The following is a 14,290-nucleotide window of genomic DNA, read 5'->3' as shown; positions in this document are numbered from 1 at the left end:
TATGTCTACACACATAAATAAACGTTTACAGGAAATTGAAAAAGAATATAATGTGGAAATTTTGTTTGCATGTGAATCAGGCAGCCGTGCTTACGGACTCGACACGTTAGCGAGTGATTTTGACGTCCGCTTTATATACAAGTATAAAGCATCACGCTATCTTCATCTCAATAGACCTCAAGAGGTCATTAATGTAGCAGAAGGCAATTATGATATGCAAGGGTGGGATTTGTATAAAACCATTTATTTGTTTACAAAATCAAACCCTTCGCTTTATGAGTGGCTATGGTCGCCTTTTGTTTATTATCAGAAGCCATCGTTTGTTGAGCCACTGCGGCAAATGATGGCTCAATCATATTCCTTAAAAGCATTGGGGTATCATTATTTTAAAATTTTAACGATAAATAGTAAAAGAAATCTGACATCTTCTGTTACAATAGAGGATATAAAAGTGATGCTTCAACTGATTCGTGCATTTTTATCACTGAAAGTAGTAGTAAAGCAGCGCAGTTTCCCTGTCATTTTATTTGCCGATTTATGTAAGCAGGCAAATCTCGACGATAGGCAGCAATCCATCATTGAGCAATTTGTACAGTGCAAGATAAGCGGGAAAGTTGCTTTTAATGAAAAGATGAAAAACTTTTTGGACAGCATTAAGAAAGAAGCTGCAGCGATAGAAAAAAGCGTAAAAGAATTACCGGAAAAGCAAATCAGTTATGAGGACATTAACTTATTTTTACTAACTCAGCATAATATAATGGAGGAACGAACATGAGTGTACATAAAGAAATTTCAGCCCATTCTAAAAAACAACACGAATTAGTACGTGCTTTTGCAAGCTTAGAAGCTCGACGCGAGCAAGCTATTGAAGCAGCTGTGCTTCTTTGTAAAGAAGGGAAACCCTTTTCTGTAGACGGTATTAATGCTGTAACAGCAGAAATTAATGAGCTGTCTCAAAAATATACCATCATTCCAGGCCGTAAAGTAGTGACAGAAGAAATGGTTAAAGAGTACGTAGCAAGAATATAAACGTGCTAAGCTCTGGTGTTTTTACCTTAATTTGAACAGGATATGACGTGTCGCTTGATCCATACTAATAGTGTACCAACGAGGTACAAATAGGAGGAGATAGCGATGGGTCGTCAAAAATTAGGTAATAAAAATGCGCAAGCGAATAACAATGCAAAGCATAATTATAACCAAGAGTTCTCTTCTGAGTTTAAAGCAAATCAGGCTCAAAAAGCAAAGCGTGCAAAAAGTGCAAATGACACTTATGCTGGGGAGTTTGCGTCTGAGTTCAACGTGCAACAAAACCAAAACAATTCTGTTAACAAGAAGTTAGAAGCTAATAAAAGTGCAAATAATCAATATGGCCAAGAATTCGGCTCCTATGCTGAAGTTGAATCTGCCAAAATGAATAATGCTGCACAAAAAAAACGTAAAAAATAACACAACTGTTTCCAAAAGCGCCGGGATTAGTCTGCTCTGTCAGCAGATTAGCCCGGCGTTTTTTGTTGGGCAATATTTGCTTGGGTACGAGATGTCAATCCATCGCAAACTATAGATGAGGTGAAGCAATATGAATAAAGGAATTGTCATTGCTCTTTCATCAATCGGTTTAGCCCAAGCCTTAAAAATCCCCATTAAAAAGTATCAAACAGGAAAATGGGATATGCGGATGATTGCTGCGTCGGGTGGAATGCCAAGCTCTCATTCAGCCGGCGTATCTTCTTTAGCGACCTATGTAGCGTTAAAAAGAGGTGTTTCTACGATTGATTTTGCGTTAGCATCTGTTTTTGGAATTATTGTGATGTACGATGCACAAGGAATTCGAAGGCAGACTGGCGAAATTACTATTAAAGTGAATACGTTAGATGAAGAAATTGAAAAGCTTGCGGGTCTTCCAGACGGAGGCTTTCACGATTTGACGGAACAGCGCTTGAAAGAAATGCTTGGGCATCAGCCTGAAGAAGTGATTGGCGGAGCCATTTTAGGAGTAGCACTTGGAGCGATTGGCTATTTTTTAGAAGGGAAATCATAGTCAAATAGCCAAAAGTAAGCTAAGATAAAGAAGAACCTTTGCAAAAGGATGGGACTAAAAAGTGACAAAAACAGCTCAAACCGTTGAAGAGTATCTTCTTTATCTTGAAGAAAAAGGCTTTCATTTAGCAGAAGATGCACGTGGATTTATTTCATTTGGTCAGCAGTATACGCGTGCAGCTGACGAGATGGTCATATTTACAATTGAATGGACACTAAAAGTACAAAAAGAATTTGACGGCAGTTTTTTTGTATCGCTCCTCGAGAATTTGACATCAAATCGTATTAGCAATCAAAAACAAGCCATTCAATATTTAAAGTCATCAGGTATGATTTAAGCAGGATTACATTCCTGCTTCTTTTTGATTAATGGCTTGTCTGGCCAGCTGATCAGCACCCGCATTTTGAGAGCTAGGGATCCACTTTATAAAAAATAACTCAAGTTGACTGGACAATTTGAGGGCTTCTTCCAGTAAAGGAGCAAACGCTTTATTTTTAACGTATTCTTGGTTCATTGCGCGGTCTACTAGCTGAGAGTCCGTTCGAAAAGATACGCTCGTATACTTTTTTTCTAAACAAATTTTTAATGCATGAAGAAGTGCATGGTACTCTGCTTCATGATTCGTCATTGTCCCAAGAGCAATAGCGTAACGATGATGTTCACCATTTCCTTTAATTAAAATACCAGCTCCAGAAGGACCAGGGTTGCCAGCAGTGGCTCCGTCTATATAAACTTCAATCATCATACAGCCTCCTTGTTAAAACAATATAAGCTTAAACCATGTTTTTTCATCAATAGTATTGTATCATAAATACTTCAGCTATTTTATATTAGCACGTATAAACGCTAAAATCGGCTTATTAGGTAAGAAAACTGTCATGAAAAGACATAATAGAAGATAAAATACAAAAAAGCAGAAAAAGTGTTGAATTCAAAATTGCTGATGAAAGGAATGCTCCTTATGAATTTCCAAATTGAATGGCATTATAAATCCTCGAAACATAAACAGTTAATTTTCACATCCGATTTCACAGATGCGAATGAGGCGCTAATGATTGTGGGTGATTTAGAAAAAACAGGTCGAACGAAGGAAATTTTTCTACTTGATGAGCAGCAGCAAAAATGGACTGTAAAAGAAGCGAAAAAGCTCTTACAGGAAGTACAGACAGAGCCCCACGATATTGTGGCATATTTTGACGGAGGCTATGAGCATGATACGCTCTTAGCGGGGCTTGGGGTTGTGATTTATTTTAAACAGAACAACAACTCTTACCGAATACGACGCAACTCAAGGCTGCAAGAGATTGAATCAAATAATGAGGCAGAGTATGCTGCTTTTTATTATTTAATACAAGAGCTTGAGGAACTTGGTGTTCATCATATACCGGTAACGTTTAGAGGTGACTCTCAGGTTGTATTAAATCAGCTGGCTGGGGAGTGGCCCTGTTTCGAAGAAGAGTTTAATCGGTACTTAGATCGAATAGAAGATAAAATGCAGGAGCTTGGTATCCGGCCGGTATATGAGCCTATTTCAAGGAAGGAAAATGAAGAGGCTGATCAGCTTGCTACTCAAGCTCTTCAAGGGATACCAATTGCTAGCAGGAAGCAAGTGTAACACACAGAACGAAATGGAGATGAACGAGAGTGGAACGTAAACAATTATTAGAAGAAGTAACGGAGTTATTGGATTACTACTGTAGTGATTGTTTTGTAAAAAAAACGTTTAATAAAGAAAAGGGCAAAACATACGCTCAGACGTTTTGTATTAAAGAGTGTACCGTAGGAGAAAAAATTAAGCAGTATGGAGATTTGCTGACTAAAAAGTAAGCGTGTATAATTTGCCGGCAGCAGCTTCATTCTATCCATATGGAGGTGTTCTTTCAATGGATAAGTTTTCAAATGAAGAAGTAACAACAGGATATAATGATTTAAAGCAAGTAGAAGTGTCTATTCAATCTGCTCAAAAGATGATTGGGACAGCTACGATGAGTATGAGTCCTCAGCAGCTTGAAGAGGCAACGAATGCGCTTAATGATGCAAAAGCACAGCTTCAATCTGCCAAAGCTCATGGCACAGGAGTAGACGAGCAATTTCTTCAGCAGTGCATGCAGTCTATTCAAACATGTGAACAGCAGCTCACTGAGGCCAAACACTAGGTATAACAAAAAAGAGACTCGGAAAAGAGTCTCTTTTACTATAAAATAAAAAGATCTATTTATGATAGCTTAGTGACATTAGCGGCTTGCGGGCCTCTATTGCCTTCTACAATTTCAAAAGATACCTCTTGTCCTTCTTCCAAGGATTTATAACCTTCGCTTTGGATGGCAGAAAAATGTACAAATACGTCGCTGCCGCCTTCAACTTCAATAAAGCCATAGCCTTTTTCATTGTTGAACCATTTTACTTTACCATTTTGCATAATTTGAATCCCCCTAGTACTGTGCAGCATCATGCTGCTGAAACTCGAATTATCATTTCCAATAGAGGTAAATGATTGTTTATATTATATAATAAGAAGAAATAAAATTTCAACATTAAAATTTAACTTTTCTGAAAATTAAATTTTATTTAACGTAGGCGTAGTACAATTATAACTAAAAAAATTTCTTATGAGATGAAAAATAACTGAAAATTTAGTTTATAATAAAAGTATAGTCAGCATAATTTTAAAGCGGTGATAAGGAGTGGATCGTGTATGTATCGTACACAAGTAAATGGAAAAGAAATCATTTTGTTATTTTCAACGCTCGAAGCAGCAAAGAACCGCAGCAACCTAGAGAAAGAGCAAATTTATAAGCGCGTATTGCATTTAAATGAGCAGCTGCTAATGTTTCAAAATGGAACAAGCTTCACCATTGGCGATCCGTTAGGATTAATTGTAGCTCAAGTGAAAAAAAGTGATTTGACAACCATATATATCGAACATATCATTGATAAACAGTTTATGTATGATGGAGAGGGGCATCGAGGTGAAGTAGTGTAACAAGGTGACACCTATATATGAAGAAGCGTACGGAGATACTCGTACGCTTCTTCATATATAGGATTAAAAATATGCGATTTTACAAGTATTAACAGGGATAAATAACAAAGTTTAATAAATTAAAGAAGAACAGTGAAACCATGAATAGCAATCACCTTTTTAGCTAAAAAATATAGATACACATCATCTTATGTAATGAGATAGTTAAGCTTTAAAATCAATGAACACGAGAGGTTTTATAAAGCTTAAATTGAAAAACGTGTGATTGTGACGTTAATTAGAAGTAAGGTTTGGAGGACGCTATGGAAAGTAGAAAAAAATTGGATTTACTTGCTCTTGCTTCTGTGCCACTTATCATGACCCTCGGAAATTCAATGTTAATTCCGGTATTGCCGGTGATTGAAAAACGTCTACAGATAAGCTCGCTGCAGGTATCCATGATTATCACGGTCTATTCAATTTTCGCTATTTTTTTAATCCCGATTGCTGGTTATTTATCAGATCGATTTGGCCGCAAGAAAATTATTATTCCAAGTTTGCTGCTTGCTGCAGTAGGAGGGGCTTTAACAGGCTGGGCTTCATGGCAAATGGCCAATCCTTTCTGGGTTATTTTAATTGGCCGCGCGATTCAAGGAATAGGTTCAGCAGGAGCTATGCCTGTTGTGATGCCTTGTGTAGGAGATATGTTCAAAGACGAGCAAGAAATTACAAAAGGACTAGGTTTAATTGAAACAGCTAATACGTTTGGGAAAGTACTAAGCCCAATACTGGGAGCTTTTTTAGCGGCTATGATTTGGTTTCTTCCTTTTTGGTTCATTCCTATTCTTTGCCTTATTTCGATTCTTTTGGTTATCTTTTTAGTAAAAGTTCCGAAAAATGATAGTTCTTCTGAATCTGAACAAAAAAAGAAAAGTATTAAGCAGTTTTTGAAGGATTTGAAGAAAACGCTCAAAGAAAATATTGGATGGCTTATGGCTATTTTTATTTTAGGCGCCATTATTATGCTTGTATTATTCGGTGTTTTATTTTACCTATCGACCATACTAGAGGAGCGTTATCATATTGTGAATACGAAAAAAGGTTTAGTGATGGCTATTCCTTTGCTCGCTTTATCTATTTCTTCTTTTGTGGCGGGGAAAAAAGTTGGAAACAATAAAATCGTTATGAAGTGGTCTGCTTTTTTTGGCTTCTTATTGTTAACATGTTCTTTCATCATTTTATTTTTTAATACGTCTCTTTTTAGTATTTTACTCACTTTAGTGCTTGGTGGAATTGGAATTGGAGCAGCTCTTCCCAGTCTTGATGCGCTTATTACAGAAGGAATTGAAAAGGAAGAGAGAGGAACCATTACGTCTCTTTACAGTTCGATGCGCTTTGTAGGAGTAGCAGCTGGGCCTCCCCTTTATACATTGCTTATGAAGTGGTCGGACATGGCTGTGTTCCAAACGTCTCTAGGGGTTAGTGCGGTAGGTGCCATTTTAGTTTTAAAAGCGATTAAACCAAAGCCTGAAGGTGGCGTAAAACTGAAGAAAGCTGAAGTGTGATTTTATAGAGCTGTCTTATGATAAAAGACGGCTCTTTGCTATTTAAAGACCCGTCAATATGCTTAAATTTATATTGTGTCTAGAAAAAATCCTTGAAATTTCTTATACTTCAATTTATAGACAGCAGATGCAATAGTTCTTATTTTATTGAATAAGGTGGTTTTGAATTGAGTATAAATTATCAGAAATTAAAAAGCATGGTGGATCATTATCAAATATTTGATCTTGTAGCGTATATAACAGAAGAAGTACAAAGCCTTCAACCAAAGAGCCTTACGGGGATTGTGAAAGAATGGTTAGCAAACTTACAAACGGAAGAAGAGCTGTACGAGCTTATCCGCTTTTGTGATGAAGCTTTATTAAATCGTTTAAGTCGAATGTTAACGACATATGGATATCGTCGATTTGGCTCGATTCGAATGGTGACTCTTTATTGTGATGATCTCCTGCGAGAAGGCAAGATACTCGACGCTGATGATAGACTTTCTTTATTAATTTCTCAGCTGGATACGGAATCAGTTAAAGAGGAACAGCTTGAGAAAATCTATTTTTTAAAGGTAAGAATTCTTTTAGAAATGAAACAAGTGGATGAAGCTTCTGAGTGGATGAAACAAGTAACGTCCCATAATCAAAAGGGTATGGCTGACAGATGGGGCTATTTTTATTTGCAGCTCAACGACAGAATGAAAGCTGAAGCCTGCTTAAAAGAAGGAACGACATATAAGAAGAATGGAGATTTTTGCTATGCAATGCTCGCAGACTTATATGCGTATGAAGGGAAGCATAAACAATCGCTTGAAAAAATTAACGAGGCTATTGCCCGCTACCCACAGCTTCCGTCTTTATATATGGATAAAGTGATGCGATTAAAAGATTTAAAAGAGTATTCTCTCTTGCTTGAAACAATTGAATTTATCGATTCAAAGTTACCCTATCACGATTATCAAGATTTTTTTACGCTGCTGCGCGCCGACATTTATTTTGAACAGCAGCAGCAATCTCAGCTTACGCATCTGCTATCGACCAAGCGATGCTTAAAAGATTCACCTTATCAAAAATTAATTGGAAAGAATACAGACGATAAATGCAGTACAATCAAGCTTCCTATTGTACCAATTGTTCAAAAAGATAATTATTGCGTGCCAGCTAGTATGAGTATGATGTTAAGGCTTTTACATACCGAAAAAACACAGGATGAGATTGGAACGCATATTTACGGAGGGTTAGGCTCCAAATTATCAACTGCGGTGAGCTACTTTGAATCTCTTGGCTTTGCAGCGATGTTTTTTACAGGCACAGGTGAACAGTTTAAAGAACTATTAGACAAAGGGCTGCCTATTTTGGTCAGTCTGGAATTTGAACAAGCTTCCCACGTTCAAGTTGTATTTGGCTATGATGATGAACTTGAACTTTTTCATGTACAAGATGCTAATTTTCTAAGTCCAACGTATGTAGAATATAAAAATTTTGATCAGCATTACGCTAATTCGGGTTTTTTATCAATTGTTGCTTCTAAAGCGGCAGCGGATCTCGCTTCACTTTCTAAAGAGCAAGATATGTTTATTCGTCAGCTGTATGACTTAATCGAACTAGTTGAAGCGGATGAAGAGGCACACATTAATGATCTCGTTTCTTTACTAAAAGCAAATGAGCATGTTCCATTTGCCGCTATTTACAGTATGAAGCATTTGTATAGAAAAGAGCATGAAGCCTATATTCGTACGTGTATTAACCATGTGTTAGAGAAATATAGCAATCATGATTATCTTAAGCTTCACGCTGCATATGCCTTTTTTAAACTTGACGACAGTAAGGGAGCATCTTCTTTGTTACACCACATAGATAACAAAAAGCATAGCTCTTTTTATCACTATCTTAAAGGAAGAATTGCGCTGGATGAAGAGAAATATGATGAGGCTGTTGAAGCACTGCGCAGCTCGCTGCAATTAGACGTAGAGCAGCATTTGAACTGGAGCTATTTAGCACTTGCATATATGTACAAAGGAAACCTCGAAAAGGCTTTTGAATGCTCGACTATTTCCTTAAATATGTATGGCGATGAATCTTATACACAAATCAATCACGGACTTATTTTAATGGAGAAAGAAAGATACGCAGAAGCCAGAAATCTTTTCGACGCGTTATTAAAAGAAAACCCAAAAGATGCGCACAGCTGGTTTGAAAGAGCCCGTTGTGATGAACATTTAAAAAAGTTTCGTAAAGCTTACCGGGGATTTCAAGTAGCTAAACAGCTTTTGCCGACTGTTTCTTATCCATATCTTTCGATAGCTGATTTGCTACAATATCAACTAGAAAAAACAGACGAAGCTGAAAGCTATCTCAAAGAAGGCATGAAGCATCTCCCAAGCGACATGACAATTCGAGGAAGACTAGGCGATTTATACGTCGCGAATCAAAGGTACGAAGAAGCTATTGCTCTGTATAAAGAAGGCTTAAAAATAGAAGAAGATGCCCTTATGTATTTGGGCTTATCTTATGCGTATCTAGAAACAGGTGAACATTTAACGGCCGTTGATACGCTCACGCTTATTGCGCAGAAGTTTTCATCGAACAGCGACGTCCTGTTGGATGCAGGCAGTATGCTTTTAGATGCTGCAAAACAACAGGAGCTAGACAACCAAACGATAGAGTTTGGATTTGCTCTTTATGAAGAAGGAATTCATTTTGCTCAAACAGCGTTAGATGAAGTGTTAGAAGCATATACGAGTTATTTAGAAGACACGGCTTTACTGACTCGTGGAATTAAGTTTTTAACCGCAGAACATCAAGAGCACCCTAATGAGATTTTGTACATGTGCTATTTAGGCATATTATACGAACAAGCCAAGCAGCTAACAAAAAGTGAGAAACTTTATCAACAAGCGCTTCGTATCAAGCAAGATGCTTTACCATATTATCGGTTAGGTGAAATATATCAATCAATGAATCGCACTGCTGAAGCAAAAGAGGCCTTTCAAAAATGCTTAACTCTTGATAAAACATTTGAAGCCGCTTGTATGAAGCTTGCTGAAATGGCTTGTGAAGAACAAAATCGGATGGCTGAAAGGAATTGGCTGCTTCAATGGATACAGCTGAATCCTATGGAAGTAAACGTTGAGCACGCAGCTTCACTTTGTGAAACAGAGAAAGAGTATGAAGAACTGTTAGAGGTATTAAAAAGCGTAGAGGAAATCGTTTTGCCTCAGTGGCTTGCTGACAGCCAGGCTCATGTGTATCGCCTAAAAGGAGACATTTCACAGGCTGAAACGTATTTAGAGAAGGCGCTTGAACTAGATCCACAGAATCCTGCTATTCGCCATCATCAGGCGAAATGGCTCATCATGGAGCATAGATATGAAGAAGCTAGAAAAATTCTTACAGAGTTACTAAGTGAAGATCCGGAAGATTACGCTCTATTTCAAACGGTCATGTCCAGCTTTCCAAATGGAAAAAAACTGTCCGGGCTTACGGCAGATTTAAAAAAGATAAAAATGGAAAAACACAGCAAAAGCTTGTTATTTAAAAACGCAGCCGAGGCTTTAAATGAGTATGCCGATTCGATCGTAGAAGAGCAGCAAGGATCTATCTTCAAACGAAGCTTAGCAAAGTTCAAAGCAAAAGCAAAAACGGTTACGCTGCTTGGCTTAACGATTGAACTGTATGAACTGGCTATAAAAACGGATCCGAATAATAAAGAGGCTGTGCATGCATTTGCGGCTTTTTACGAAGAGAAAGGATTAATTGAAGATAGCATCACCTTGCTGAAAAAATCGCTGCATCAAAGCTGGGATTTTGATGTTGCCTATCATTTAGCCAATATACTCGTTAATATCCATGAAAATGAACAGGCTGCACATGAAGCGCTAAACTTAGTTCAAAAACTTCTTGAACAGCAGCCGTATCATATAGATTTGCAGATATACCGAGCATTTATTTTGAGTAGCCTTGAAGAGGTAGAAAAATCGGAGACAGCTTTTCAAGAATTACTTCAACAGGAGATTTATCAGCCTGACATATATGCAGGACTAGCAAAACTGTATAATAAAACAGAACGTTATCATGAAACTGTTCAGCTTCTTCAAAAAGCGATTGAACAGCGTCAAGAGTATGAAGGGATGTATACTGATTTAGGTATCGCTTATCATTTAGAAGGTGAAACGGAAGCAGCAGCTTCGCTTATGATAACCAGAGTAGAAAGTGGAGACGAAGATCTTTTTATTCGCTATAACTTGGCATGCTATCTAGCTGTTCTTGGAAAAACTGCTTCCGCTCAGGAAGAGTTGGATTATGTTTTAGCACACGATGAAACGGGAGAATTTTATGAACTGGCTATGGAAGACGATGAACTAAAAGGATTAACGGTAAGAAGGTAAAAAAAAAGAAGCTGGGTTTCAGCTTCTTTTTTTTATCCCTCTTTTGCACCTTGTCTTTTCAAAGAAATGGATTCGGAAATTTCCAGTGCAAGAATGATAATGGTGCCAAGAACTAATCCGTTGCTTAAAAACGTAGTAACTAAAGGTGGCAGTGTTGAAAAAGCTTGAGAAGGCAAAAACATAACCCCTATTCCCGACAGCAACGCAATACCGGCTTTTTTCATTGCTTTTTCGGGCTGTTTGGCATGCTTGAATTCTCCAATTCCAAGAGCCATCATACCTGTAAAAACAGGAAAGATTGCCGCGTATCCGACGGCAGGAGGAAGAGCGGACATAATGGACGTTAAAGGAGTAAAGATACTCAGAAAAAGCAAAAGACACGATGCTACAATAAAAGGAACTCGGCTATAAAGATTTGTAGCTGAAATAAATCCACCGGAACCGGAAATAGGCACGGCACCGACACCTGAAAACAATCCTCCAAGCAGCTGACTTATACCCGAAACCATCCCCGAACGCTTAATATTGTCTTTTTCAATTTTTTCTCCTTTGTGTTTATAAACAGACTCAACAACACGAATAGAAGCTAGCATGTTTGTAATTAAAATGAGCGTCACAAAAAAAGCAGTGACAACCATATTCCATTCAACGCGAGGAGCTCCAAATACAAACACTTTAGGTATGTAAAATAACTGCGCCTGAAACTCGATAGGTTTAGCTAACCCTAGCATTGCAAATACTCCCCAGCCTACACCAATACTAATAATAATGCTGAGCTTATTTAACGTCCGGTGCGATAATAAATAAAAAGTCAGCAGCAAAATCGCAGCTGAAGCCAGCGCAATAGGAAGTTTAATAGCTGAATTCGTTTCTGTAATACCAAACATTCCTTTTAAAAAGGAACCGCTGAGCTGCGTCACTAATAAAATTAAATATGTACCGGTAACTGTCGGGGTAAAGTATTTTGCTAGTTTATCAATGAGACCAAGCAGGCTCATCAAAATAGCAATTATCCCGCTTATAAGGAGGGTGAACTGCAGCACGCGGAGCGTTTCAGAGTGAGAACCAAATAGAACGGTTCCAAGACTCGCATACAGAGAAAAGACGCCCCACCAAACACCAGCTGGCCCTTCCATGATGGGATATTTATGCCCTATAAATACCTGTAAGAGCCCGGATAAAGCTAAAATAAATAACGTTCGCTGTAAAAATTGAATAGAATCCGCTGCGTTTAAATGAAACTGAGAAGCAATTACAATAGGAACAATCATACTATTAGAAATCATAAATAAAAACCATTGTAGTGAAGCAATGGAAACTCGAAACATTCTTAACACCTCAATTAATGCCGACGAGCGGCTGAATGAACCAACAGGCTGCTCTATTATTTTACCATGGGATTTCCAATTTGTAAGCGATATCTTGTTAAAAGGAAGATGAGTAAAGTGTCAAAAAATTCAATATATTGTTGTAAAAAGAAGAAAGATAATTTATAATTTTCTTACAATTATAAATTATAAACATAAGAATAATTTATAATGAACTGACTAACAGTCAAGGAAGGAGGAGGAATAAGACAAATGAAACTATATCTGTCGGTTGATATGGAAGGAATTACGGGACTCGTCGATCACACAAATGTTCTGCGGCAGAAAGAAAATTATGAAAGAAGCCGCAAAATAATGACGGATGAAGCAAATGCAGTAATTTATGCAGGATTTAGAGAACAGTGCTCAGAAGTTGTGGTAAATGACAGTCATTCGAGTATGAATAATCTCCTTGTTGAACGGCTTCATCCAGAAACTCAGCTTATTTCAGGAAGCGTAAAACCATATTCAATGGTACAGGGATTAGATCAGACTTTTGATGGTGCTATGTTTCTAGGATATCATGCTAAAGCATCCATGCCTGGTGTCATGTCTCATTCGATGATATTTGGTGCTCGCAATATGTACATAGACGATACGAATATTGGAGAGTTAGGCTTCAATGCATATGTCGCAGGCTATTACGGCGTGCCAGTTTTAATGGTAGTCGGTGATGACCAAACGGCGTTGGAAGCACAGCAGCTTATTCCAAACGTGACGACTGCTATCGTCAAACAGGCCATTTCACGTTCTGCAGCCAAAACATTAACCCCTAAGAAAGCAGAACAATTACTTCAAGAAAAAACAGCCGCAGCTATTCAACATAGACACCTTGTTAAACCTTTACTTCCACCTAAACATCCAACCTTACGAATAGAATTTGCAAATTACGGTCAAGCAGAGTGGGCGCACTTAATGCCGGGCACAGAAATTGAGCCTGGAACGACGACTGTTCGGTTTCAAGCAAAAGATATTTTAGAAGCTTATCAGGCCATGCTTGTTATGACTGAATTAGCGACGCGCACAACATTCTGTTAGAAGGTGGGATAAAGGTGAAAAGTTATATTTTGAAACGATTTTTATCCATGCTTGTTACGCTATGGGTAATTGTGACCTTAACCTTCTTTTTAATGCATTCGATTCCTGGATCTCCATTTAATGAAGAACGAGCGACAAGCGATGCAGTTCAAAAAAACCTGGAATCATTTTATCACTTAGATGAGCCGCTAGCTGTGCAATATATTCTTTATTTAAAGTCCATTGTTACCTTTGACTTTGGTCCTTCCATTAAACAGCCGTCTCAAACGGTTAACGACCTTTTAGGAAGAGGGTTTCCCGTTTCATTTGAACTTGGAATGGTGACGTTAATTCTTGCGGTGACTTCCGGTATTACACTAGGCATTATCGCTGCTCTTAGAAGGAATGGAATAATTGATTACATGGCGATGAGCATAGCAGTTATCGGATTGTCGGTTCCAAATTTTGTTATGGCCACGTTGTTAATTCAACAGCTTTCTGTTAATTTGAAAATTTTACCTGCCGCTACGTGGACGAGCCCTTTACATATGATTCTTCCGACTCTAGCTCTTGCCACAGGTCCTATGGCTATTATTGCACGTTTGACTCGCTCAAGCATGATAGAAGTACTAACTCAAGATTATATTCGAACAGCGCGTGCAAAAGGGCTTTCACCAGTAAAAATTGTATTTAAGCATGCGCTTAGAAATGCTTTAATGCCCGTTATAACAGTTCTTGGAACGATTGCAGCCAGCGTATTAACCGGCACATTTGTTATTGAACAAATCTTTGCTATTCCTGGCATGGGAAAATATTTTGTGGACAGTATTAATACGAGAGACTACCCGGTAATTATGGGCACGACGGTCTTTTACAGTTCGATTCTCATCATTATGCTTTTTTTAGTAGACATTGCTTACGGAATACTTGATCCACGAATCAAACTGTATAAGAAGGAGGGATAA

16 protein-coding genes are annotated in these 14,290 nt (G+C 37.9%); 13 read left to right on the top strand and 3 right to left on the bottom strand.

The window, feature by feature from the left end:
• The first annotated feature begins 1 nt into the window (after position 1).
• From POF52_RS07755 to POF52_RS07735, 5 genes are all read left to right on the top strand, one after another.
• Positions 2 to 775: a nucleotidyltransferase domain-containing protein gene (locus tag POF52_RS07755; RefSeq protein WP_176583830.1), complete on the top strand. Its 774-nt coding sequence runs from the start codon at positions 2 to 4 to the stop codon at positions 773 to 775.
• A complete protein-coding gene (locus tag POF52_RS07750) occupies positions 772 to 1,029 on the top strand; it encodes a DUF2533 family protein (protein WP_013082381.1) in 258 nt (85 codons plus the stop codon). Before POF52_RS07755 ends, POF52_RS07750 begins: the two co-directional genes overlap by 4 nt.
• A 105-nt stretch (positions 1,030 to 1,134) precedes the next feature.
• A complete protein-coding gene (locus POF52_RS07745) occupies positions 1,135 to 1,449 on the top strand; it encodes a hypothetical protein (RefSeq protein WP_013056168.1) in 315 nt (104 codons plus the stop codon).
• 130 nt (positions 1,450 to 1,579) lie between these two features.
• Positions 1,580 to 2,041 carry a divergent PAP2 family protein gene (locus POF52_RS07740; RefSeq protein ID WP_013056169.1) on the top strand — a complete coding sequence of 154 codons (462 nt, stop codon included), beginning with the start codon at positions 1,580 to 1,582 and terminating at the stop codon, positions 2,039 to 2,041.
• Positions 2,042 to 2,102: 61 nt separating this feature from the next.
• Entirely contained in the window at positions 2,103 to 2,378 is a 276-nt protein-coding gene (locus tag POF52_RS07735; protein ID WP_013082383.1) for a DUF6123 family protein, read from the top strand.
• 6 nt (positions 2,379 to 2,384) lie between these two features.
• Here POF52_RS07735 and POF52_RS07730 read toward each other — a convergent pair whose 3' ends face one another.
• Positions 2,385 to 2,783: a reverse transcriptase-like protein gene (locus POF52_RS07730; RefSeq protein ID WP_176584012.1), complete on the bottom strand. Its 399-nt coding sequence runs from the start codon at positions 2,781 to 2,783 to the stop codon at positions 2,385 to 2,387.
• Between the two features lie 219 nt (positions 2,784 to 3,002).
• On the opposite strand from POF52_RS07730, the gene POF52_RS07725 reads away from it, so the two are divergent.
• Genes POF52_RS07725 through POF52_RS07715 form a run of 3 tightly spaced genes read left to right on the top strand, consistent with a single transcriptional unit; the run spans position 3,003 to position 4,197 of the window.
• Positions 3,003 to 3,656: a ribonuclease H family protein gene (locus tag POF52_RS07725; protein ID WP_016763503.1), complete on the top strand. Its 654-nt coding sequence runs from the start codon at positions 3,003 to 3,005 to the stop codon at positions 3,654 to 3,656.
• A 29-nt stretch (positions 3,657 to 3,685) separates the two neighbouring features.
• Positions 3,686 to 3,868, top strand: a complete 183-nt coding sequence (locus tag POF52_RS07720; protein WP_013056173.1) for a zinc-finger domain-containing protein — start codon at positions 3,686 to 3,688, stop codon at positions 3,866 to 3,868.
• Positions 3,869 to 3,924: 56 nt separating this feature from the next.
• Positions 3,925 to 4,197: a DUF2564 family protein gene (locus tag POF52_RS07715; RefSeq protein WP_271991594.1), complete on the top strand. Its 273-nt coding sequence runs from the start codon at positions 3,925 to 3,927 to the stop codon at positions 4,195 to 4,197.
• A 59-nt stretch (positions 4,198 to 4,256) separates the two neighbouring features.
• On the opposite strand, the gene cspD is transcribed toward POF52_RS07715, so the two are convergent.
• Positions 4,257 to 4,460 (bottom strand): cold-shock protein CspD, encoded by a 204-nt coding sequence (cspD, locus tag POF52_RS07710; RefSeq protein WP_013056175.1) that lies wholly within the window; start codon positions 4,458 to 4,460, stop codon positions 4,257 to 4,259.
• Between the two features lie 276 nt (positions 4,461 to 4,736).
• On the opposite strand from cspD, the gene POF52_RS07705 reads away from it, so the two are divergent.
• The 3 genes from POF52_RS07705 to POF52_RS07695 all read left to right on the top strand — a co-directional run bounded on the left by POF52_RS07705 (position 4,737) and on the right by POF52_RS07695 (position 10,941).
• Positions 4,737 to 5,024 (top strand): hypothetical protein, encoded by a 288-nt coding sequence (locus tag POF52_RS07705; protein WP_271991590.1) that lies wholly within the window; start codon positions 4,737 to 4,739, stop codon positions 5,022 to 5,024.
• A gap of 302 nt (positions 5,025 to 5,326) precedes the next feature.
• Entirely contained in the window at positions 5,327 to 6,568 is a 1,242-nt protein-coding gene (locus tag POF52_RS07700; protein ID WP_013082387.1) for an MFS transporter, read from the top strand.
• 167 nt (positions 6,569 to 6,735) lie between these two features.
• Positions 6,736 to 10,941: a tetratricopeptide repeat protein gene (locus POF52_RS07695; protein ID WP_271991585.1), complete on the top strand. Its 4,206-nt coding sequence runs from the start codon at positions 6,736 to 6,738 to the stop codon at positions 10,939 to 10,941.
• A gap of 32 nt (positions 10,942 to 10,973) precedes the next feature.
• On the opposite strand, the gene POF52_RS07690 is transcribed toward POF52_RS07695, so the two are convergent.
• A complete protein-coding gene (locus POF52_RS07690; RefSeq protein WP_013082389.1) occupies positions 10,974 to 12,269 on the bottom strand; it encodes a purine/pyrimidine permease in 1,296 nt (431 codons plus the stop codon).
• A gap of 252 nt (positions 12,270 to 12,521) precedes the next feature.
• Between POF52_RS07690 and POF52_RS07685 the strand changes: the two genes are divergently transcribed.
• Positions 12,522 to 13,346, top strand: a complete 825-nt coding sequence (locus POF52_RS07685; RefSeq protein ID WP_047930914.1) for a M55 family metallopeptidase — start codon at positions 12,522 to 12,524, stop codon at positions 13,344 to 13,346.
• A gap of 14 nt (positions 13,347 to 13,360) precedes the next feature.
• On the top strand, positions 13,361 to 14,290 hold the full coding sequence (locus POF52_RS07680; RefSeq protein ID WP_080743093.1) for an ABC transporter permease: 930 nt from the start codon (positions 13,361 to 13,363) through the stop codon (positions 14,288 to 14,290).

The organism is Priestia sp. AB, from assembly GCF_028369225.1.
Lineage (GTDB): Bacteria > Bacillota > Bacilli > Bacillales > Bacillaceae_H > Priestia > Priestia megaterium.
Note: the sequence above shows the minus strand (reverse complement) of the source record. Positions and strands in the feature narration are given on the sequence as shown.

Bases quoted from the DNA above. Each gene is read 5' to 3' on its own strand.
- POF52_RS07755 (WP_176583830.1), top strand. From the start codon at position 2: ATGTCTACACACATAAATAAACGTTTACAGGAAATTGAAAAAGAATAT.
- POF52_RS07750 (WP_013082381.1), top strand. From the start codon at position 772: ATGAGTGTACATAAAGAAATTTCAGCCCATTCTAAAAAACAACACGAA.
- POF52_RS07745 (WP_013056168.1), top strand. From the start codon at position 1,135: ATGGGTCGTCAAAAATTAGGTAATAAAAATGCGCAAGCGAATAACAAT.
- POF52_RS07740 (WP_013056169.1), top strand. From the start codon at position 1,580: ATGAATAAAGGAATTGTCATTGCTCTTTCATCAATCGGTTTAGCCCAA.
- POF52_RS07730 (WP_176584012.1), bottom strand. From the start codon at position 2,783: ATGATTGAAGTTTATATAGACGGAGCCACTGCTGGCAACCCTGGTCCT.
- POF52_RS07725 (WP_016763503.1), top strand. From the start codon at position 3,003: ATGAATTTCCAAATTGAATGGCATTATAAATCCTCGAAACATAAACAG.
- POF52_RS07715 (WP_271991594.1), top strand. From the start codon at position 3,925: ATGGATAAGTTTTCAAATGAAGAAGTAACAACAGGATATAATGATTTA.
- cspD (WP_013056175.1), bottom strand. From the start codon at position 4,460: ATGCAAAATGGTAAAGTAAAATGGTTCAACAATGAAAAAGGCTATGGC.
- POF52_RS07705 (WP_271991590.1), top strand. From the start codon at position 4,737: ATGTATCGTACACAAGTAAATGGAAAAGAAATCATTTTGTTATTTTCA.
- POF52_RS07700 (WP_013082387.1), top strand. From the start codon at position 5,327: ATGGAAAGTAGAAAAAAATTGGATTTACTTGCTCTTGCTTCTGTGCCA.
- POF52_RS07690 (WP_013082389.1), bottom strand. From the start codon at position 12,269: ATGTTTCGAGTTTCCATTGCTTCACTACAATGGTTTTTATTTATGATT.
- POF52_RS07685 (WP_047930914.1), top strand. From the start codon at position 12,522: ATGAAACTATATCTGTCGGTTGATATGGAAGGAATTACGGGACTCGTC.